The organism is Heyndrickxia sporothermodurans, from assembly GCF_003055045.1.
Taxonomy (GTDB): Bacteria; Bacillota; Bacilli; order Bacillales; family Bacillaceae_C; genus Heyndrickxia; species Heyndrickxia sporothermodurans.
The window spans coordinates 1-22455 of record NZ_NAZB01000088.1 but is presented as its reverse complement, the minus strand read 5'-3'; the positions used below and the strand labels follow the sequence as shown (position 1 = coordinate 22455).

The following is a 22455-nucleotide window of genomic DNA, read 5'->3' as shown; positions in this document are numbered from 1 at the left end:
GGAATAATGTGCTCGTTTACAGTAGTAATAGAAATTAATGTTGTGCTTTTTACTTTAACAGGGCTAGATAACAATATTTCTAGATTTCAAGTTATTTCAATGTTGACTGGTACTGGATTTACGACGAGTGAATCCGAATTAATCATCGAGCATCCACTTCGAAGAAAGCTTGGCGCATTTTCGTTAGCGGTTATTATTTCAGTTGTTAGCAGCATTCTTTCTGACGATTTTCGAACGAAGGAAATTTCCTATTTGGCCGTAGTTTTAATCATTATATTTTATATTTTAAAAATACCCGCTCTCCAAAAGGCTTTATCGAAACATTTAAGGAATAATATTAAACATACGTACAAAACTCATGAACTCCCGATTAAAAACGTATTGTTAAAAAATAAGGGCGATGCCTTTTTAGATGTGGAATTAAAAAAATCGTCCCCATTTATCGCTAAAACCTGTGCTGAAATAATGAACGAAAGCGACGATTATTTGTTAATTTTACTTAAAAGGGGAGAAGTATTAATACGAAAAGATTGTATGAAAGAAAAACTGCAGGCCGGAGATCACTTATACTTATATGGAAATAAAGAAGCTATTCAATCGACTTTTCAAGAAGATTTACGAGATGAGAAATAAATAATCATCATGTAAATCTAGATTGAATGTTATTTTTATATTAAAATAATGATAGGCAATTCCTAATTTAAATTATTTTATAAAAATTGCAATCGGTTACATCTGGAGATGGGGGGAAAAGCATGGGTGAAAATGTAAAGGAATTAAAGAATCAAACGTTTCAAGCCTATTCAGTTATGGATTGGGAAGATGCAGCAAATCAAACGTTAAAAAATAGAAATATAGATTCTTTGTCCCGAAGCACATATGAAAATATTATGCTCAAACCTTTGTATACAAAGGAGGATATCGAACATTTATCAATCGAGCAAAACCCTCGTTCAGGGTTAAATACTAGAGGATTTGACGAGTTCGATAACAGTCAAAATAAGTGGCAAATTGCTCAAAAGCTTACGAAAACAAAGTGGGCGAAATTACATCCCATTCTGGCTGATGTTTTAAAACGTGGTCAGGAAGTTTTATCTATAGATATTGATAGGCTAAATGACATTGACCAAGTAAATTTTATGGATATAGAGGAACTTGATTTATCCCAAACGCCCATCTTTATTCATACAAAGGCCCATTTTAAAACGATGCTAGCGAAATTAAGAGAGATTCCAAATAAAGAACAATTAAAAGGGATATTGGGCACGGATATTATTTCAAAAGGAGTTGAAAACGGGGATATTCCGAATTCATTAAGTAGTGAAATGAATAATTGGTTGCAGCAAATTAAACTTGCAGATCAAGAATTTAATGCCTTAAAAACGGTTTTTATCGATACTACTCCTTACCATAACGGGGGGGCGAATGCAGTTCAAGAAATTGCGATCGCGCTTTCCGAAGCGGTTTATTATATTGAACGATTGAAAGAAGCAAATTGGGAACCCGGAAAGACAGCAAGAAAATTAGTGTTTCATTTTTCAATTGGCGGTAATTTCTTTATGGAGATTGCTAAATTACGAGCTTTTCGGAAGCTTTGGTCGACGATTGGCAATGCATATGAAATGACATTAGATGAGCAGGCTGTACCGATAAGTGCGGAAACCTCCATGATAACAAAATCGAAATTAGATCCTTATGTGAATATCCTTCGTGCAGGGAATGAAGCATTTTCGGCAATATTAGGCGGAGTCAATTTATTACATGTATCGGCTTTTGATGAAATTTATAAGGAAACAAATGAATTTTCAGCAAGAATCTCCAGGAATATTCAGTTACTTCTTAGGGAAGAAGCACACTTAAACAAAGTAAGTGATCCTGCGGGCGGTTCTTATTATATTGAAACATTAACGAATGAACTAGTGAAGAAGTCTTGGGAACTTTTCCAATTAATTGATCGAAAGGGAGGTATCGTTGAAGTTCTTCAATCTAGCTGGCTTCAACAAGAAATTAAGAACATCCGCGATCAGCGATTAACAGATGTTGCCACGAGAAAGCAATCGCTTATTGGAACAAATGTATATGCAAATCTGGCTGAACAAGTGCCCTATGTAAATAAACGTCAATCAACCAATGTCAGTTCGAATAAAGTATTACCTTCAGTAAGATTGGCTGAAGCGTTTGAAAATCTTAGAGAACATGCAAAAGGGTTAGAAGAAACTGGTCGTGCTCCGATTGCTGGATTAATTTGTTTAGATAAATTAAAACATCATAAAGCAAGAGCAGATTTTGTTACAGGATTTTTAGCTACAGGGGGAATAAAATCCGTATGGAGCCCTGAATGTACTAAATTAGAAGATATACAAACGTTTGTTAAAGAAACAAATTTTTCCTATTATTGCCTTTGCGGTAATGATGAAGCATACGAAGGGTTAAACGAGAAAATTATTGAATGGTTTCAAGGACAAACTTCACATTTTATTCTCGATATTGCTGGGAAAATATCGGGTGAAAAATGGATAGCAATGAAATCAGCTGGTGTATCTGATGCAATATATAAAAATCAAAATGCAATTGAAAAACTAACATCATTATTAACCTTGTGGGAGGTGAAATAAATGAAAAATAAACCGAATTTTCAAATGATCCAACCTGGTGAAGACATGCCAAATTTTGAACAAGAAAGAAAAGATGATGAGTTTCAAGCAAATTTGTTTGAAACAAATGAGAAAATTATGGTTAAACCACTTTATACAAAGAAGGATCTACATTCACTTGAACATCTAGATGATAAGCCGGGGCTAGAACCTTTTACAAGAGGCCCTTATCCAACAATGTATGTCAATCGACCATGGACAGTTAGGCAATATGCCGGGTTTTCTACAGCTGAGGAGAGCAATGCGTTCTATCGCCGAAATTTAGCGATGGGACAAAAAGGATTATCTGTTGCTTTTGATCTGGCTACGCATCGAGGATACGATTCAGATCATCCTCGTGTAGTTGGTGATGTAGGAAAAGCCGGAGTAGCGATAGATTCGATTTTAGATATGAAAATATTGTTTGAAGGAATCCCTTTAGATCAAATGTCTGTTTCCATGACAATGAATGGTGCAGTATTGCCAATTCTTGCATTTTATATCGTTACAGCAGAGGAACAAGGAGTTCCACCGGAAAAATTATCCGGTACGATTCAAAATGATATTTTAAAAGAATATATGGTTCGTAATACGTATATTTATCCACCGGAGATGTCTATGAAAATAATTGCGGATATATTTGAGTATACGTCTAAAAAGATGCCGAAATTTAATAGTATTTCAATCTCAGGCTATCATATGCAAGAAGCAGGTGCTCCGGCTGATCTTGAACTTGCTTATACATTAGCAGATGGTCTGGAGTATGTTCGTACAGGAATTAAAGCAGGAATCGATATCGATTCTTTCGCTCCAAGATTATCATTTTTTTGGGCAATAGGGATGAATTATTTTATGGAAGTGGCAAAAATGCGTGCTGCACGAAGAATTTGGGCACAGTTGATGAAGCCATTTAACCCGCAAAATTCAAAATCCCTTGCTTTGCGTACGCATTCACAGACTTCCGGTTGGAGCTTAACCGAACAAGATCCATTTAATAATGTAACAAGAACGCTTATCGAGGCTCACGCGGCTGCGATGGGGCATACTCAGTCACTGCATACAAATGCCCTTGATGAAGCGATTGCTTTGCCTACTGATTTTTCCGCAAGAATTGCTCGCAATACTCAGCTGTATTTACAAGAAGAGACAGGAATAACCAATGTAATCGATCCTTGGGGAGGGTCTTATTATGTCGAATCCCTTACAAATGAATTAATGAAGAAAGCGTGGGAGCATATTGAAGAAATTGAAAGTTTGGGAGGTATGACAAAAGCGATTGAAACGGGGTTACCAAAGATGAGAATTGAGGAGGCCTCTGCGAGAAGACAGGCGCTTATTGATTCGGGAACAGAAACGATTATCGGTGTGAATCGTTACCGCTTAGAGAAGGAAGAACCATTAGATATATTAAATATTGATAATACCGTTGTAAGGAAGAAGCAAATTGAACGTTTGCATGAGCTTAAAGCATCTCGGAATGAGGAAGAAGTTCAAAGCAGGCTCTACGAGATTACTAGCGCAGCAAGAACAGGAAAGGGTAATCTATTAGAACTTGCCGTTTGTGCAGCTCGTGCCAGGGCAACATTGGGTGAAATATCAGATGCAATCGAAGCAGTTTCCGGAAGACATAAAGCAGTTATTCGATCCGTGAGTGGAGTGTATAGCTCTCATTTTTCAAATGACGAAGAAATTAAAGAAGTGCAAGAAATGACAGACCAATTTTTGGAGAATGAAGGAAGAAGGCCGCGGATATTAATTGCGAAAATGGGCCAGGATGGTCATGATCGTGGGGCAAAAATTATCGCCACGGCATTTGCCGATTTAGGCTTTGATGTTGATATCGGTCCTTTATTCCAAACGCCGGATGAAACTGCTAAACAAGCCGCAGAGAATGATGTTCATGTTATCGGTGTGAGCTCTTTAGCGGCAGGACATAAGACATTATTGCCGCAGTTAATTTCAGAATTAAAAAAAATCGGCAGAGAAGATATTGTAGTAGTAATTGGCGGAGTCATTCCAGCACAGGATTATGAATTTTTAAAAGAAAACGGTGCGGCGGCTATCTTCGGACCAGGCACTGTTATTCCGGTAGCTGCGGGTAAGGTGATTGAAGAAATTTATCATCGTTTAGGCTATGAGGAAGTGAATGATTAAATGATGGATTCGAGGCGTCCTGAATGGTCTGATTCAAAGCATGAGACATCATCTTACATGCCGGGAATTCCGTCCACACATGATGGAGTTCATAAGTCTTCAAAAAAATCATTTCAAAAGCGAAAAAATGATGAGATTTCAGTGAATACTTTAGTAAATAAGGTGCTTAGTGGCGATCGCATGATGCTGGCAAAGGCGATTACATTAATTGAAAGCAATGCATCACATCATTTTAGCCAAGCGCAACAAATGTTAGGACAATTGCTTCCCTATACAGGTAAATCGATTCGTATCGGAATTACGGGGGTTCCCGGAGCAGGTAAGAGTACGTTTATTGAAGAATTCGGTTCACTATTGTGTGAGCGTGGATACCGGGTGGCAGTACTTGCGATTGATCCAAGTTCTACTATTAGTGGAGGAAGTATTTTAGGGGATAAAACGAGGATGGAGCGGCTCGTACGTAATAACAATGCTTTTATTAGGCCATCGCCATCTTCAGGCACGCTAGGTGGTGTTCATCGGAAAACGAGGGAAACCATTTTAGCGTGTGAGGCCGCGGGTTTTGATATTATAATTGTTGAAACAGTTGGAGTAGGCCAAAGTGAAGTCATTGTTAGAGGAATGGTTGACTTTTTTATGCTCCTTACCATTACAGGTGCTGGTGATCAACTGCAAGGGATGAAAAAAGGAATCATGGAGTTGGCTGACGCAGTTGTCGTAAACAAGGCGGATGGGGTAAATAAACCATTAGCAGAAAAAACACGCCGGGAATATAATCAGATTCTCCATTTTCTGATGCCTCCAACAAAAGGTTGGGAAACGAAAGCATATACATGTTCATCTATTAATGGAGATGGAATGGAAGAAATTTGGGATGTTATAACAAAATTTAAAAAGATTACGGAACAAAGTGGTGTTTTTATAGAAAGAAGAAAAGAGCAAGCGAAGGAATGGATGGCCTCACAAATAACCGAACGACTCCATTATACGTTTTATCAGCACCCGGAAATAAAAAAATTACTACCGTATTTCCAACAAGCAGTCATTAACGGTGATACTACCGTTTCACTAGCTGTGGACAGTTTATTTGAGCAATATTTTAATAAATAATAGATAATCACTTACATTAAAAAAGGACAGCGATAATCGCTATCCAAAAAAACATCTAGGGAGTTTAGGGGTATGGATCTAGATGTATTATTATCATACCCGTTTTCAAAATACTTAATCTTATTTTTTTATAAAGTTGCTAACAATTTAACTATTTTCTTATTGGGGATTTGATTATTTGTATAATTAAAAGAAAACCTGCTATTATGAGAAAGTAGATATTGTATGGAAGGAAGCGAGAATATGAGTATGGATTTTAATTTATTCATGAATGATGTAGTACGACAAGCTCGAGAAGAGGCGACTGCATCTGGTTATAAAGAGCTAAAAACAGTCGAAGAAGTAGACGAGGCATTAACGAAAAAAGGGACAACATTAGTGCTTGTAAATTCTGTATGTGGTTGTGCCGGCGGAATTGCACGTCCTGCTGCTGCACATGCTATTCATCACGATAAGCGGCCGGATCAACTAGTAACTGTATTTGCCGGGCAAGATAAGGAAGCAACGGCAAAAGCAAGAAGTTATTTTGAAGGCTATCCACCTTCCTCACCATCATTTGCGTTATTAAAAGATGGAAAACTATTGACAATGGTTGAGCGTCATGAAATTGAAGGTCATGACCCAATGTCAGTTGTTAATAAGCTCCAAGAATATTTCGATCAATATTGTGAAGAAATTTAAGTTGGATAAAAAAATCCGGTTCATAACCGGATTTTTTTGTGAAATTCTATTATAAAAGAGTAAATAATGGGAGTTAAATTATGTTCAAAATCGGCTATCGTACAATGAAAACCGCTATTGCCACACCAGTTGCTATCTATATTGCGCAAATATTCGATTTACAGAATTATTTTTCTGCGGGAATATTAGCCATTCTTTGCATCCAAAGCACAAAGAAAAAATCAGTAAAAGCGGCATGGAGCAGGTTTGCTGCCTGTGTAATTGCGATGATCTTATCAACATTATTTTTCACCATACTTGGACAGCATCCATTTGTCATCGGTCTTGTTTTGCTTATATTTATTCCTGTTACAGTCATGTTAAAAATAAATGAAGGGGTTGTATCAAGTAGTGTCATTATTTTACATTTTCTTGCAGCCTCATCCATCGATTCACATCTTGTTGTAAATGAATTTGCGATTATTCTTATTGGAATTGGTGTAGCGTTAGTCATGAATTTATACATGCCAAGTCTTGATCGTCAATTATTAAAATACCAAGAGAAAATTGAAGGGAATTTCCGATTAATCTTTGAAGAAATTATTCAATATTTGAGGACAAATAAAAATACATGGGATGGAAAAGAAATAACGGAAACGGCTGAAATTATTGAAAATGCAAAGCTTCTTGCTTTTCGTGATGTTGAAAATCGTTTTACTACTAACGAATCGTTTTACTATTCCTATTTTAAAATGAGAGAAAAGCAATTTGAGATTATCGAGAGATCGCTTCCTATTATTACATCAATTTCATCTATGGTAGAACAAAGAATGATGGTGGCGGATTTTATAGAAGACTTAAAGGAAAATATTAAACCGAAAAACACAGCTTTAGACAGATTAAAAAAGCTTTATTCTATGCAAAGGAAAATACAACAAATGGATCTTCCAAAAACAAGAGAGGAATTTGAGGCAAGAGCCACTCTATTCCAATTTATGCGAGAAATGGAACAATACTTAATGATTAAAAGCAATTTTAAAGTAGATAAAAATGTACAAAAAAAGTCCCTAGCTAAGAATTAAATTAACTAGGGCTTTTTTATTATAGTAACCATGCTAGTCCAGCAAGTACAGTTGAAGCAAGCATTGCAAATATCATCAAATAAACAACAATTTTTTGCGCTTTTTTTGACATAATCATCTTCACTCCTTGTAACTCTTAATACTATTCTATTAATTTATAGATGAGAAGACAACCACTATTCCTAATTAAATAAGGCATTTTTATTAATTATTGCAGGATTTTCGACACTTTATGTATAAGTATATATGGTACAACTTGGGGAGGGATTCAGAAATGAAAAAGGTAGATCATATTGGGATCGCCGTTCATTCAATTAATGAAGTATTGCCGTTTTATACGGAAACGCTTCCATTTTCTTGTTTACATATTGAAGAGGTTCCATCAGAAAATATTCGGGTTGCCTTCATTGATGCGGGAAACGTGAAATTGGAATTATTAGAGCCGATCAACGAATCGAGTACAATTGCGAAATTTTTAGAAAAACGAGGGCAAGGGATCCATCATGTCGCCTTTAGTGTAGACGACATTCAAACGCGGATAAGAGAGCTTAGAGACAAAGGTGTGCAAATGATACAAGATACCCCAAAACGAGGGGCTGGCGGTGCACAAGTCGCATTTCTTCATCCGAAATCAGGACATGGTGTTTTATATGAACTATGTGAGAAGAACGAGAAATAGTTATTTGATTTGATTACTTACATCAGGGAGGGATCAAAGTGACAGATATATATGAGAAAATTAATGAATTATATGACAGGAAACGAGAAATTGAGCTCGGTGGCGGAGATGAAAAAATCGATAAACAACATCAAAAAGGTAAATTAACGGCGAGAGAAAGAATTGATTTATTGGTTGACCCAGGTTCATTTGTCGAATTACAACCGTTTATTGAGCACCGGAGCCATGATTTTGGATTAGATAAGGTAAAAGGTCCCGGCGATGGTGTGGTCACAGGCTACGCAAAAGTAAATGGACGACCAATTTATTTATTTTCCCAAGACTTTACTGTATTTGGTGGTGCACTTGGCGAAATGCATGCTGAGAAAATAGCAAATGTAATGGATTTAGCGGCAAAAAACGGTGCACCATTTATTGGATTAAATGACTCCGGCGGAGCAAGAATTCAAGAAGGTGTCGTATCATTGGATGGATACGGACATGTTTTTTATCGCAATGCGATATATTCAGGTGTTATTCCGCAAATATCCGTTATTATGGGTCCTTGTGCCGGTGGGGCCGTCTATTCTCCAGCTATTACAGATTTTGTCTTTATGGTTGATGAATCAAGTCAAATGTTCATCACTGGTCCAAAAGTGATTGAGACTGTGACTGGTGAAAAGATCTCTTCAGAAGATTTAGGCGGCTCAAAAGTCCATAATACAATCAGTGGAAATGCTCATTTCCGTGATAACAATGAAGAAGGCGTATTAGAAATGGTACGTACACTTTTATCTTATTTGCCACAGAATAATGGAGAAAAAGCACCTAAACTAGCAGTTGATGAAACAGATCATTATCGACCGGATTTAACGGATATCATTCCATTTGATGCAGTCAGGCCCTATGATATTAGAAAGGTTATTGATCAAGTAGTAGATGAAGGATCATTTTTTGAAGTCCAAAAAGAATTTGCGAAAAATATTGTCATTGGATTTGCACGGCTAAACGGGGAATCTGTTGGACTTGTTTGTAATCAACCGAAGTTTATGGCTGGCGGGTTAGATATTGATTCTTCAGACAAAGCAGCTCGCTTTATCCGTTTCTGTGATTCTTTTAATATACCAATTATTACTTTTGAGGATGTAACAGGTTTCTTTCCTGGGATTAAGCAAGAACATGGCGGAATTATTCGTCATGGTGCAAAAATCTTATATGCGTATTCTGAAGCGACCGTTCCGAAAATAACCGTTATTTTGAGAAAAGCTTTTGGCGGAGCGTATGTTGCCTTAAATAGTAAATCAATCGGTGCTGATTTAGTATATGCATGGCCAAATGCGGAGATTGCCGTCATGGGACCTGAAGGCGCAGCCAATATCATTTTTGCCAAAGAAATTCAAAATAGTCCTAATCCTGAAGAAACGAGAAAACAAAAAATTGACGAATACCGAGAAAAATTCGCTAATCCATATGTTGCTGCCTCAAGGGGAATGGTAGATGATGTCATTGATCCGCGGGAAACAAGAATGAAATTAATTCAAGGGCTAGATATAATGCGCCATAAAAAAGAAGAAAGACCAAATAAAAAACACGGAAATATTCCACTATAATTGTCCGTATTTAAAAATAGGGATATACTTATAAGGAAGCGTACATATTTTTATTGGAGGTCTCTATAGATGGCTAATCAAGAACGATTACTTAATGAGTTTCTAGAATTAGTTCAAATTGATTCAGAAACAAAAAATGAAGGAAATATTTCTAAAGTTCTAAAGAAAAAATTTCAAGATTTAGGTGTAGAAGTGTTTGAAGATGATACGATGTCTCAAACAGGTCATGGTGCGGGAAATCTGATTTGTACATTAAAAGGAACAAAGCAAGATGCCGATACAATTTACTTTACTTCACATATGGATACGGTTGTTCCGGGAAATGGTGTTAAACCGTCTATTAAAGATGGGTATGTCGTTACTGATGGGACAACCATTCTTGGTGCTGATGACAAAGCAGGACTTGCTGCCATGTTTGAAGCTTTACGTGTATTAAAAGAGGAAAATATTGAACATGGTACAATCCAGTTCATTATTACAGTCGGCGAAGAGTCCGGTCTTGTTGGCGCAAAAGTGTTAGATCCATCATTGTTGAAAGCTAAATACGGTTTTGCTTTAGATAGTGACGGAAAGGTTGGTAATATCGTTGTTGCTGCACCAACACAAGCAAAAGTGAAGGCAGTTATTCATGGGAAAACGGCGCATGCCGGCGTAGCACCGGAAAAAGGTGTATCGGCTATTTCCATCGCTGCAAAAGCAATTTCAAGAATGCCGCTTGGACGAATTGATGAAGAAACGACTGCAAATATCGGAAGATTCGAAGGCGGCCAAGCAACAAATATTGTTTGCGACCGTGTAGATATTTTAGCTGAGGCTCGTTCATTGGTTCCTGATAAAATGGAGAAACAAGTTGCCAAAATGAAAGAAGCATTCGAACAAGCTGCTGTTGAAATGGGCGGTAAAGCAAATGTAGAAGTTCAGGTTATGTATCCAGGATTTAAATTTGCTGACGGCGATCAAGTCGTTGAAATTGCGAAAAAAGCTGCAGCTAAAATAGGCAGAGATTGCAAGCTTGAGCAAAGTGGTGGAGGTAGTGATGCGAACGTAATCGCCGGATTTGGTATCCCTACTGTCAATCTAGCTGTTGGTTATGAAGAAATTCATACAACAAACGAACGCATGCCTGTCGAAGAACTCGTTAAATTGACAGAAATGGTTGTAGCTATTGTTCAAGAAGTTGCAAATGCATAATTTTTAAGAAGAAACTAGACCATGGAAAATGGTCTAGTTTCTAAAATGAAAGTGGAGGATTTAGGTGTGGCAGTAAATGAAAAAGCAATTATCTTTCAAATTGGTAACGAAGAATACGGAATTTCTGTTGATTATGTCATTTCAATAGAAAAATTCGAAAATATTACATTGATTCCAAATTTGCCCCCGTTTGTCAGGGGTATAGTAAAATCAAGAGGAGAACTGATTCCAGTCATCGATTTCGAACATGTATTATACGGTCATCTCTTACAACATAATGAACAATCACGATTAATTGTGTTAAATACAGAAGAATTATCTATCGGTTTACTAGTAAAAGAAGCGAAAGAAATTCTTGATATACCAAATGACACATTAACACAAATCGGTTTGGTCGCCTATCAAAAAACGAATTACATGAGTAGTGTAGCAAATTTAGAATCTCGCTTAATTACGATGATTGATCCGAATCTTTTAGTTCATTCATTAGAAGGAATTAAAGATATACTAGAATATATGAAAGAACCGCAAGTCAATTGATGCATGTGCAAACATGCATTTTTGCTTGTATAAATATAAAAAGAAAAAACGCCTACTTTAAAAAAGGAAATGATTTAGGTGAAACAATATTACCCAAAAAACGGACGTGTCATTTTACATGTTGATATGAATAGCTTTTTTGCCTCTGTTGAAATGGCCTATGATGCATCACTAAAGGGGAAGCCGATCGCTGTAGCCGGAAATCCTGAGGAGAGGAAAGGGATCGTTGTAACATGCAGTTATGAAGCACGTAAATTTGGTGTAAAAACAACGATGACTGTTTGGGAAGCAAAAAAACGATGTCCGCAATTAATTATATTGAGACCTAATTTTACGAGATATCGTGAGGCATCAGAAGCAATGTTTCGTATTTTACGTCAATATTCTGAGCTAGTAGAGCCGGTTTCTATTGACGAAGGGTATATTGATATTACGGAGAGCTATGAATTAGGGACACCTTACGAAATTGCCACAATGATTCAGCAACAATTAGTGAATGAATTAGATCTGCCCTGCAGTATCGGTATAGCCCCAAATAAATTTTTGGCTAAAATGGCCTCAGATATGAAAAAACCAATGGGAATTACCGTTTTGAGAAAACGTGACATCCCCGAAAAAATATGGCCGCTTCCGTTAATCGAAATGCACGGCATTGGCAAAAAAACGGCAGACAAACTAGTTGATGCAGGGATACAAACAATTAAAGATCTAGCTCACACCAATGACTTACAACTTGAAAAATTATTAGGTATAAGAGGACTGAAATTGAAAGAAAAGGCGAATGGTGTTGATTTACGAGTAGTCGATCCAAATGCTGCGAATGATTATAAAAGTGTAGGAAGTTCCACAACCCTACCAAAGGATTCCACGAACCAACAAGAATTATTAAAGGTTTTAGAAAAATTATCTTCGGAAACGGCTACGCGTATGAAAAAGAAGGGTTACTTAACAAACAATGTCTCGATCACGATTAAATATAAAAATCGCAGCACTATAACGAGGAGCCGAAAACTAAACAATCCGGTTGTTCAGCAAAAAGATATATATAGCGCTGCGAAAATGCTTTTCCTTAAACATTGGAATGGAAATCCAGTTCGGTTACTCGGAGTAACAGGGCAAGATCTAGTAGAACAACAAGATGCTGTTGAACAATTAAACTTATTTTCCTATGAGAAAGTAGCTATGAAAGAACCACTGTATCAAGCGATCGATAAACTGCGTGAAAAATACGGCGAAAATGCTGTGCAAAGAGGGGTGAATAAAAATAAAAAATGAGAATTATTTCTTTTTAATAAGCACCCCTTTTAAGGAGGACCAGAGCCCTTCTTTTTTAACTGTCTCTGTTTGTTGATTGCTTGCCTTTGTTATATAGATATTTTCCTTATTAATCGCATAATCCAGCGCCAGTACAAGACCAATTGGGGTATTGGAATCGTTATTCGTAACGATGGAATACGAATTGTTATGTTTTTTTGCCAGTTGAATATATTTAGTTAAAAAAGTGTAAGTTAAATCTCCATTTAATAACAGCTTTGCTTTTGGATTTTTTTTCATTAAATCTTCTACTTCGGGATAGATTTGCTTTTCCATTACTTGACTTTTCTTTAAAGCGACAACGATACGTTCTCGAAATGTTCCAAGATATTTTCTTTTTTCATCAGGTTTCAATTGTTTTTCACCATACATTCCTTTTTGCAAATAATCATCTAAATTAGGTTGGCGTGACATCTGTTAAACCTCCTCATTAAAAAACATTCCTTTATTACAAAGTAAGCATAAGTGTAAAATATGTTCCGTAAAAAAAAGAAACCCATGAAGCAACATGGGTTTAATATGAATATACGTTTTTAGTCACAATTTTCTACATCAAGATCATTGAGGTTCCACCAGAAGAAACCATCGTTTTCGATAAGCTTTTCTGCTTCTTCCGGACCCATTGTACCAGAAGCATATTTTGGGATTTCCGAATTCGTTTGTTCCCATACTTCTGAAATATTGTCGACAAATTTCCAAGACAATGCTACTTCGTCCCAATGAGTAAAGTTTGTTGCATCACCATGTAAGCAATCGTAAAGTAATTTTTCATATGCCTCAGGTGTATTGATTCCATTGGAACCTTCATTTGAAAAATTCAATTTAACAGGATTGGTTTGCATGTTTTGTCCTGATTTTTTCGCGTTAAGATGCAAAGTAATCCCTTCGTCCGGTTGAATATGAATGACAAGTAAATTTGGTTGAAGCTGCTCATTATTATTATAAAGATTCATCGGAATATCTTTAAATTGAATGACAATTTTCGTTGATTTCGTCGTCATGCGCTTTCCTGTTCGAATATAGAAAGGAACACCGGCCCATCTAAAGTTATCAATCATTAATTTCCCCGCTACGTATGTTTCAGTTTGTGAATTAGGATCAACATTCATTTCATCGCGGTAACCGACAACTTCATTATTGTCAATCGTACCCGGTCCATATTGTCCGCGAACAAAATACTCATTAACCTCGTTTCCTTCTATTGGTCGGAGAGCACGAAATACTTTAACTTTTTCACTTCGAATCTCATCTGTTGTTAAACGAATAGGTGGTTCCATTGCTAACAACGCCAACATTTGTAACATATGATTTTGTACCATATCTCTTAGAGCACCGCTTGTTTCATAGTATCTTGCACGTTCTTCAACCCCTAGTTTTTCACTTGAGGTAATTTGGATATTTGAAATGTAACGATTATTCCAAAGAGGTTCAAAAAATGCGTTCGCAAATCGAATAACCTCAATATTTTGTACCATCGCTTTTCCTAAGTAGTGATCGATACGATAAATTTCTTCTTCAGGAAAAGATTGACGAATTTGCGCATTTAATTGTTCGGCAGATTCTAAATCGTGACCGAAAGGCTTTTCAATAACAAGACGTTTAAAGCCGTTTGTATCAGTCAATCCATCAGCTTTTAAATGATCAGCAATTGTTCCAAAAAATTCCGGTGCCATCGCAAGGTAGAAAATCCGATTTCCTTGTAAAGAGTACTTCGTATCTAGCTCTTTTGCTAATGTCTTTAATTGTATGTAAGATTCAGTGTCAGTGACATCATGTGGTTGATAATAGAAATGCGAGCTGAAATCATCAATTTGTTCATCTGCTCCAACGAATGAATGAATCGAGTCTTTAATATTTTCTCTAAATTCTTCGTGTGACCATGGTCGTCTAGCTGTACCGATCACTGCAAAATGATCCGCTAATTTTCCTTTTTTGTATAGATGATAAAGGGAAGGGTAAAGTTTTCTCTTCGCTAAATCTCCGGTTGCACCGAATATCATAATTAATGAAGTTGAAGAATCATTTGAATTCATTGTTGTTCATTCTCTCCTTTTTACTTGCTATTTATAGGATACCAATTATTATCGGTAATACTTAGTAATGAAAAAATTTTTTTCGCAGGATTAGCATATCCAAGTATTAAATTTACTCCATTTATAGATGAAATAGCAAATGATATGCAATTAACGCACTAAAGGCTATTTTCAAAAGTTTATGGTAAAATAAGCAGATAGTAATATATGGGAGGGTTCCTCTTTGGATCTTTTATTTTTAGGAACAGGCGCAGGAATACCTGCAAAGCTACGAAATGTAACTTCAATTGCACTGAAAATGTTGGAAGAGAGAAAAACGATATGGTTGTTTGATTGTGGAGAAGCCACACAACATCAAATTTTACATACATCACTGAAGCCACGGAAAATCGAAAAAATTTTTATCACTCATTTACATGGTGATCATATATACGGTTTACCAGGACTACTCGGTAGCCGCTCTTTTCAAGCCGGTCATTCAGAACTTACTGTATATGGCCCAAAAGGGATAAAAGAATTTATCGATGTGTCACTTAAGGTGAGTGAAACACATTTGCAATACCCGCTTGTCATTAAAGAAATCGATGAGGGAATTGTTTTTGAAGATGATCAATTCGTTGTGGAGGCTGCCGTTTTAGAACATGGTATTCATAGTTTTGGTTACCGTATTACTGAAAAGGATAGGAAAGGTACGTTGGATGTCGATAAGCTTCGTAACGATGGAATAATGCCGGGCCCGATTTACGCGAAATTAAAAAGCGGTGAGACCGTTCAATTAGAAGACGGCCGGATCATTAATGGCAACGATTATGTAGGGCCTGACCAAAAGGGGAAAATCATCACTATTTTAGGCGATACAAGATTTTGTGAAAATGCACGTAACTTAGCCCAAAATGCGGATATTCTTGTTCATGAAGCTACTTTTTCAGCTGAGAATGAAGAACTTGCATTTGACTACTTTCATTCTACAACGAAACAAGCAGCAACTATTGCTTCTGAAGCCAATGTAAGGACTTTATGTTTAACACATATTAGTTCAAGATATGGAAAGGACGATTGGCCACAGCTAGTGAAGGAAGCAAAGGAAGTATTTCCTAATAGTGTGATTGCACATGATTTTATGGAGATAAAAATCAAATAGTGGTTTAAAAAAAATAAGCCGTTTAGGCTTATTTTTTAATTCCATCCACGTTCATATTGTATTGGACTTTCAATTTCGGCACCAAGTTCTTTCGCTGCACGGCGTGGCCAGTAGGGATCTCTTAATAATTCACGAGCTAATAAAACTAAATCAGCACGTCCATTTTGCAAAATTTCCTCCGCTTGTAATGGGGAGGTGATTAATCCGACTGCTCCCGTATCAACGCCTGCTTCTTCTTTAATTTTTTGAGCGAAAGGAACTTGATAACTAGGAAATACAGAGATTCTTGCTGGAACAACTGCCCCAGAACTTACATCAATTAAGTCTACCCCTTGATCCTTCATCCACTTACCAAATTGAACATAATCTTCTGGTGCAAGTCCTTCAGGATGGTAATCATTTGCCGACACACGCACCATTAATGGGCCATCCCATATTAATTTCACTTCTTCAATGATTTCTTTCAAGAAACGGTAGCGATTTTCTGCAGAACCACCATACTCATCTGTTCTTTGGTTAGAAAGTGGAGATAAGAATTCATTAATTAAATAACCATGTGCGCCATGAAGTTCGATGACCTCGAAGCCGGCTTTTTTTGCACGCAAAACCCCTTGTTTAAAAGCTTCCACTGTTTCTTTGATCTCTTCTTTACTCATTTCTTTCGGTGTTTTGCTTTTTTCATTGAAAGCGATGGCTGAAGGCGCAACTATTTCTCCCTCAAGTTCAGCTTTTCTTCCAGCATGGGCGATTTGAATACCGGCAACAGATCCATGAGATTTGATCATTCGCACTAAATCGGCTAAGCCTTCAATATGATCATCGCTCCAAATCCCTAAATCTTGGGGACTAATCCTTCCTTGTGGTGTTACGGCTGTCGCTTCAAGAATGATCAATCCTACTTGACCGACCGCACGGCTCGTATAGTGTGTTCGGTGCCAGTCATTAACGATGCCATCTTCATTTTCGCAAGAATACATACACATCGGTGACATAACAATCCTATTTTTTAACGTAACATTTTTTAGTGTATATGGTTCAAATAATTTTACAGTCAAAAGTTATTCCCTCCTTAAATCTTTCTTGAATACAAATTATAGCAATGTGAGTTGGTTAAGGAAAGAAACTTGATTGTTAAACTATAGTTATTTCTTACTATTTATTTGTGCGAGTCTTTTCGATTGTGTCGTCGCTTCTTTGATGCAATGAATAAATGCTTCCTTTACATGACTGTTATCCAAGACACGAATACCCGCTTCTGTTGTTCCGCCTGGGCTTGTTACCGACTTCCGTAAATCGGCCGGTGATTTTCCGGATAACTCCAACATTTCCGCTGCACCTAGTAATGTTTGGATTATTAATTTTTTCGCTTCTGTTTTTTCCAATCCTATTTCTTGTGCTGATTGTTCCATTGCTTCTGCAATATAGTAAATATAAGCTGGGCCACTACCAGATAATCCTGTTATTGCATCAAGCTTCTCTTCCTCAACGATAGTAGTTTTACCTATGGATGATAATAAATTTATGGTGATATTTAGCTGTTCATTTGAAACTTTATCATTGTAAGCTAGGGCTGTTGCTGACTTTCCGATTGCAGCAGATGTGTTTGGCATGGCACGAATAATCGGACCATCTACGATTGATTCAATAAAGGAGAGCGATATACCTGCCAAAACAGAAATGACCAACGTCGTTGAATGAAGATAGGGGCGAATAGCTAGCAATGCATCTTTGGCGTCTTTCGGTTTAACAGCAAGGAAGACGATGTCTGTTTGTTCTAGGAGATTTTTCATACTATATGTTGTTTGTATTTTATATTTTTCCTTTAATGTAGATAGTTTTACATTGTCTGAACGATTCGTTACATAAATATTTTTATGATCGATTAATTTCTTTTGAGTCATGCCGCTAATAATTGCTTCAGCCATAGATCCAGCACCGACAAATGAAATTTTCATCTATATCCCTCCAAAATTTTGATGTAAAATAAAAACCCTCTCATCCAAAAAGGACGAAAGGGTTATTCGCGGTACCACCTTTATTAAATGTAAAAAACTTTTTTACATTCATCTCATGCCGTTAACGCCGGAGACGTATTGGTTTGCCAATAAGCTCTCAAGGTAGGTTCAATAAAAAAGCGGATGGTGAAGTCTTTCAGCCGATGAACTTCACTCTCTATCATCATTTTTTATTTACTAGCCTTGGTCATTGCGATTATTTTTTAAATTATATAGATTATGCAAAAGAAATGGCTTGTTTGTCAAGTGTTCTTTTTTTATAATTTTCTGCATTTTTATATTAATATAATGACATTTTTCATTCTTATCGGTACAATATATGTATTAATCATTTAGAATATTATAGAAATATAAAAATAAGGGGATGCAGACAAATGGTTTCTTGGATTGGTAATATTGCGAAAATCTCATTGCCTACACCTTTTGCTGTAGGTGATGTCAATGTGTATATTATTAAAGGGGATGTATTAACACTAATCGATGCAGGGGTAAAAACAAAGGAAGCATGGGAATCCTTTACATATCAACTATCACAATTAGGATATACGCCGAATGATATTGAGCAAGTTATTTTAACCCATCACCATCCCGATCATGTGGGATTGCTAGAATGGTTACCTCAAGAGATTAAGATTTTCGGGCATCAGTACTGCAAGCCGTATCTTTCTTTTGATGAAGCGTTTTTTAGCGCACATGATCAATTTTATTTAACCTTATTTCGTGAATTTGGTGTACATGGTGAATTTGCTCAACTATTAAAAAAATGGAAATCGCCATTAAGGTTTTCTGCTAGTCGTTCGCTAACTGATATAATAAATGAAGGAGATTGTATTCCAGGATTTGAAGATTGGAACATACTTGAAACACTTGGACATGCGCAAAGTCATCTATCCTTTTATCGTGAAAAGGATGGCACAATGATTGCAGGTGATCATATACTTGCGAAAATTTCTTCTAATCCATTATTGGAACCACCACTATCTAAAGAGAGCGAGCGTCCAAAGCCTCAATTGCAATATAATGCTTCTTTAAAGAAGCTTTTTGATTATGATATTTCCATAGCTTTTACCGGGCATGGAGCGGAAGTAAAAGATGTCCATGCTTTGGTTGAACGCAGGCTGCAAAGACAGCATGATCGGGCGATGCAAGTAAGAGAAATGATTAAAGAGAAAGCTTTAACGACATTTGAAATCTGTCAAAGGCTCTTCCCTGCAGTTTATCAAAAAGAATTAGGACTGACTTTATCGGAAACGACCGCTCAATTAGACTTCTTGCTCTCAAAAGAAGCCATCAAGAAAGTAGTGAATGAAGAAGGTATCGCTTATTTTTGTGCGTAATAGGAGTGAACGAAATGACGAATCATCGTCTTCAAAACAAAACCATTGTCATTACAGGGGCATCCGGAGGTTTAGGTGAACAGATTGCCTGCAAATGTGCAAAAGATAGGGCCAATCTTGTCCTTTTGGCTCGCAATATTGAAAAATTGAAGGTGATGAAACGTAATATAGAAGAAAAATATTCAATAAAATGTAGCATTCAATTTTTAGATGTTTCCGCACATGAACAGATTCCTACTGTTTTTCAAAAAATTCGAGAGGAGTTTGGAAACATTGATGTGTTAGTTAATAATGCGGGATACGGTGTTTTTGAAGAGGCGCATTCTGCCTCTATGTCCGATATTAAAGGAATGTTTGATGTGAATGTCGTTGGATTAATGGCCTGTACGAAAGAGGTCATCCCATCAATGCGAACGAACAAATCCGGACATATCATTAATATTGCCTCCCAAGCTGGGAAAATGGCCACTCCTAAATCAAGTGTCTATGCAGCAACAAAGTTCGCCGTTATCGGATATTCTAATAGCATAAGAATGGAATTGTCGCCATATAACGTCTTTGTGACAACAGTTAATCCTGGCCCGATTGCGACTAATTTTTTTCAAGTAGCTGATAAATCCGGAACTTACGCAAAAAGTGTTGAAAAATATATGCTGAATCCGGAAAAGTTAGCGAAGAAAATTGTTGACAGCATGCTGACAAAACGCAGAGAAATCAATGCGCCCGGTTGGATGAATGCGGGAAGCCTTATCTACACTTTATTTCCTCGAACTGTAGAACGGCTAGGGAGAAAGGCGTTTTTCAAAAAGTAAGGACGTAACCCGGATCGATTTGTATCCGGGTTTTTTCTATTGAGAAGCAATAAATGTGAAAACACTAAAACTTTTTTAAAGACTCAAATGTCTAATGAATGAAAGGGGGAAGCAGATGGATATTATTTCTCTAGTGAAGAAAGCGAAAAAAGGTGATGATGCCGCCTTTTATCAGCTATTGCTTGAGCATAAAGAGCAGCTTTATCGGATTGCTCTTTCCTATATGAAAAATGAAGAAGCTGCCCTTGAAGCTGTTCAGGAAACATCCTTTCGAAGCTTTAAAGCGATTAAGAAATTAAAAAATCCTCAATTTTTTTCAACATGGATCATTCGGATATTAATTAATTATTGCAATGATGAATTAAAAAAACGTAATCGCGTTATTCATTATGATGATATGTCACACATTGCAGGTGGTAAAGAAGATCTAATGAATCTAGATCTCTATGAAGCTGTTAGACAATTAGATGATAAACAAAGTCATGTAATTATTTTAAAATACTTTCATGATATGAAAATCTCTGATATCGCTAAACTATTGAATTGCCCGGAAAGTACGGTAAAGACATGGCTTTATAAAGGACTCCGACAATTAAAGCTTCATTTAGAAGAGGGAGGGGTAGAAAATCATGTTTGAAAAAGAAGAAAAGCAGCTGCAAAGTGTGAAACAGGAGATCGATACGGCAACGATTCCTGAAGAGCAATTAAATCAAGCAATTTTTACTGGAATACAAAAAGCAAAACGTCGGAAAAAACACTACTCTCTCTGGAAAAAAACAATTATTTTGGCTGCCTCCTTTATCATTATTTTTCTCGGTTCTATACGGGTGTCTGATACATTTGCCTCCTATATAAAAAAAATTCCTGGAATGGAGCATATTGTCGAATTGGTTCAAGATAATAAGGGATTACTAGCCGCTGTGGATAACGAGTATTTTCAAAAAGTGAATCGTTCCGATGAGCATCATGGATTTAAAGTGACTCTTGATTCCATTATTACAGACGAGGAACAATTGGTTGTTTTCTATTCTTTTAAATCGAGCAAGAAACTTCCCAAACAAGTTTGGTCTAAGGATGTATATATTGAAAAGGAAAATGGAGAGAAATTAAAAACAGGTTCTTCCTCTTGCTGTGGGGGAGATCGCCGCAATCAATATGAAACCAGCATTTCGGATGGCACTTTTGAATTCGCTGAACCGATTCCTAAAGGAAAATTAACTCTTGTTATGAAATTTGAAAAATATAATGAGGAGTGGAGAATTCCTTTTTCTATCGACCAAAATAAAATCGGCAAGAAAAAAACAATTCCAATGAAAAAGACAGTGACTGTTGAGAATCAACAAATTCTTATTGATCACATCACTTTTTCCCCGACAAGAGTAGGAATTAATGTGAAATTCCCTACACAAAACTCAAAAGAGATTTTTGATATTCAAGATCTCCGGTTTGTTGATGAGAATGGTGAAGCCTGGTCAAAAATCCAAAACGGAATTGTTGCCCATGGGGGAAATGATGAAAAGACTTATTTTTTGCAAAGTAATTATTTTGAACAGCCAAAGAAACTTTTCTTAGTTTTTAATAAAATAAGAGCTCTAGACAAAGATGAATTGAATGTTGTTATCGACCCATTTAAAAAGAAAATTATTCAAGCTCCCAAAGACGGGCAGTTGCACAAAGTTGAATTTGGTGCATTCGATGATTCGACTGATCTTTTGATGTTTTATTTAAATGAGAAATTCAATGGCCAAATTTTTGATAGCTATACGGATTTTACTGGAAAAATGCATCGACTTTCCACTTATATTTGGGAAGCTGATGGGGGAAAAATCGGTTTTCCATACAAAATAAATAATGCGATTTCCAAAAAGCCGATTACATTAAAACTCATTGATTATCCTGCTTATATCAATACGGATGTGAAAATTCAAATAAAGTAAGTAAAAACTCGTCTATTTTAGTAACGGGTGTACTTGTGAGGTGCAGAACGGTAAGTTACAGACCAAACTTCACAGTCAAAAAGGCTTAGAGCTGTAAATGTCTCTAAGCCTTTTTTTCACAAAACCATAAGTGCATTAAGATGCTAAAATGAGTTTGATAAATAAGCGGAAAAATTTCTCTTAATTAGAGAATAGCACTGAAAATAGCTTAAACATACTAACATTAGT

Annotated in this window: 21 protein-coding genes and 1 other annotated feature; of the genes, 16 read left to right on the top strand and 5 right to left on the bottom strand. The window is 36.5% G+C overall.

Annotated elements, in window-relative coordinates; translation table 11 throughout:
• The 6 genes from B5V89_RS19675 to B5V89_RS19650 all read left to right on the top strand — a co-directional run.
• Positions 1 to 633, top strand: a 633-nt coding sequence (locus tag B5V89_RS19675; protein WP_244913552.1) for a TrkA C-terminal domain-containing protein, incomplete at its 5' end; no start/stop codon positions are given.
• A 122-nt stretch (positions 634 to 755) separates the two neighbouring features.
• Entirely contained in the window at positions 756 to 2615 is a 1860-nt protein-coding gene (locus B5V89_RS19670) for a methylmalonyl-CoA mutase family protein (protein ID WP_108073677.1), read from the top strand.
• Positions 2616 to 4787, top strand: coding sequence for a methylmalonyl-CoA mutase (gene scpA / locus B5V89_RS19665; protein WP_108073675.1), 2172 nt, complete (start codon positions 2616 to 2618; stop codon positions 4785 to 4787).
• The gene (gene meaB, locus B5V89_RS19660) at positions 4788 to 5897 is read left to right on the top strand and encodes a methylmalonyl Co-A mutase-associated GTPase MeaB (protein WP_108073673.1); all 1110 of its coding nucleotides are present in this window, start codon (positions 4788 to 4790) and stop codon (positions 5895 to 5897) included.
• Positions 5898 to 6140: 243 nt separating this feature from the next.
• Positions 6141 to 6578 (top strand): BrxA/BrxB family bacilliredoxin, encoded by a 438-nt coding sequence (locus B5V89_RS19655; RefSeq protein ID WP_066234553.1) that lies wholly within the window; start codon positions 6141 to 6143, stop codon positions 6576 to 6578.
• 80 nt (positions 6579 to 6658) lie between these two features.
• Positions 6659 to 7639 (top strand): aromatic acid exporter family protein, encoded by a 981-nt coding sequence (locus B5V89_RS19650; RefSeq protein WP_108073671.1) that lies wholly within the window; start codon positions 6659 to 6661, stop codon positions 7637 to 7639.
• 19 nt (positions 7640 to 7658) lie between these two features.
• On the opposite strand, the gene prli42 is transcribed toward B5V89_RS19650, so the two are convergent.
• Positions 7659 to 7751 carry a stressosome-associated protein Prli42 gene (prli42, locus tag B5V89_RS19645; protein WP_108073669.1) on the bottom strand — a complete coding sequence of 31 codons (93 nt, stop codon included), beginning with the start codon at positions 7749 to 7751 and terminating at the stop codon, positions 7659 to 7661.
• 162 nt (positions 7752 to 7913) lie between these two features.
• Here prli42 and mce point away from each other — a divergent pair, with 162 nt between their 5' ends.
• The 5 genes from mce to B5V89_RS19620 all read left to right on the top strand — a co-directional run bounded on the left by mce (position 7914) and on the right by B5V89_RS19620 (position 12913).
• Positions 7914 to 8318, top strand: coding sequence for a methylmalonyl-CoA epimerase (gene mce / locus B5V89_RS19640; RefSeq protein WP_108073667.1), 405 nt, complete (start codon positions 7914 to 7916; stop codon positions 8316 to 8318).
• 38 nt (positions 8319 to 8356) lie between these two features.
• On the top strand, positions 8357 to 9907 hold the full coding sequence (locus B5V89_RS19635) for an acyl-CoA carboxylase subunit beta (protein WP_108073665.1): 1551 nt from the start codon (positions 8357 to 8359) through the stop codon (positions 9905 to 9907).
• Positions 9908 to 9976: 69 nt separating this feature from the next.
• Positions 9977 to 11098: a tripeptidase T gene (locus tag B5V89_RS19630; RefSeq protein ID WP_066234560.1), complete on the top strand. Its 1122-nt coding sequence runs from the start codon at positions 9977 to 9979 to the stop codon at positions 11096 to 11098.
• Positions 11099 to 11119: 21 nt separating this feature from the next.
• Positions 11120 to 11638: a chemotaxis protein CheW gene (locus B5V89_RS19625; RefSeq protein WP_244913551.1), complete on the top strand. Its 519-nt coding sequence runs from the start codon at positions 11120 to 11122 to the stop codon at positions 11636 to 11638.
• Between the two features lie 78 nt (positions 11639 to 11716).
• On the top strand, positions 11717 to 12913 hold the full coding sequence (locus B5V89_RS19620; protein ID WP_066234562.1) for a DNA polymerase IV: 1197 nt from the start codon (positions 11717 to 11719) through the stop codon (positions 12911 to 12913).
• Positions 12914 to 12916: 3 nt separating this feature from the next.
• Here the strand turns inward: B5V89_RS19620 and B5V89_RS19615 are convergent, their stop codons facing one another.
• Entirely contained in the window at positions 12917 to 13366 is a 450-nt protein-coding gene (locus B5V89_RS19615) for a YueI family protein (RefSeq protein ID WP_108073663.1), read from the bottom strand.
• Between the two features lie 119 nt (positions 13367 to 13485).
• Positions 13486 to 14985 carry a glucose-6-phosphate dehydrogenase gene (gene zwf, locus B5V89_RS19610; RefSeq protein ID WP_108073661.1) on the bottom strand — a complete coding sequence of 500 codons (1500 nt, stop codon included), beginning with the start codon at positions 14983 to 14985 and terminating at the stop codon, positions 13486 to 13488.
• Positions 14986 to 15208: 223 nt separating this feature from the next.
• Here zwf and rnz point away from each other — a divergent pair, with 223 nt between their 5' ends.
• Positions 15209 to 16126 (top strand): ribonuclease Z, encoded by a 918-nt coding sequence (rnz, locus tag B5V89_RS19605; protein ID WP_108073659.1) that lies wholly within the window; start codon positions 15209 to 15211, stop codon positions 16124 to 16126.
• Positions 16127 to 16161: 35 nt separating this feature from the next.
• Here rnz and namA read toward each other — a convergent pair whose 3' ends face one another.
• Together namA and proC are read right to left on the bottom strand one after the other, a co-directional pair.
• Entirely contained in the window at positions 16162 to 17181 is a 1020-nt protein-coding gene (gene namA, locus B5V89_RS19600; protein ID WP_108073657.1) for an NADPH dehydrogenase NamA, read from the bottom strand.
• A gap of 87 nt (positions 17182 to 17268) precedes the next feature.
• Positions 17269 to 18081, bottom strand: a complete 813-nt coding sequence (gene proC, locus B5V89_RS19595) for a pyrroline-5-carboxylate reductase (RefSeq protein WP_108073655.1) — start codon at positions 18079 to 18081, stop codon at positions 17269 to 17271.
• A gap of 46 nt (positions 18082 to 18127) precedes the next feature.
• Positions 18128 to 18341: a binding site (T-box leader), on the bottom strand.
• A gap of 174 nt (positions 18342 to 18515) precedes the next feature.
• On the opposite strand from proC, the gene B5V89_RS19590 reads away from it, so the two are divergent.
• The 4 genes from B5V89_RS19590 (at position 18516) to B5V89_RS19575 (ending at position 22227) form a co-directional block, all read left to right on the top strand.
• Positions 18516 to 19478 (top strand): MBL fold metallo-hydrolase, encoded by a 963-nt coding sequence (locus tag B5V89_RS19590; protein ID WP_108073653.1) that lies wholly within the window; start codon positions 18516 to 18518, stop codon positions 19476 to 19478.
• 14 nt (positions 19479 to 19492) lie between these two features.
• Complete coding sequence (locus B5V89_RS19585; RefSeq protein WP_107920124.1) at positions 19493 to 20290, top strand: SDR family NAD(P)-dependent oxidoreductase; 798 nt, start codon at positions 19493 to 19495, stop codon at positions 20288 to 20290.
• A gap of 115 nt (positions 20291 to 20405) precedes the next feature.
• The gene (locus tag B5V89_RS19580) at positions 20406 to 20927 is read left to right on the top strand and encodes a sigma-70 family RNA polymerase sigma factor (RefSeq protein WP_108073651.1); all 522 of its coding nucleotides are present in this window, start codon (positions 20406 to 20408) and stop codon (positions 20925 to 20927) included.
• A complete protein-coding gene (locus B5V89_RS19575) occupies positions 20920 to 22227 on the top strand; it encodes a DUF4179 domain-containing protein (protein WP_108073649.1) in 1308 nt (435 codons plus the stop codon). The genes B5V89_RS19580 and B5V89_RS19575 overlap by 8 nt, the downstream gene beginning before the upstream one ends.
• The last annotated feature ends 228 nt before the right edge of the window (positions 22228 to 22455 follow it).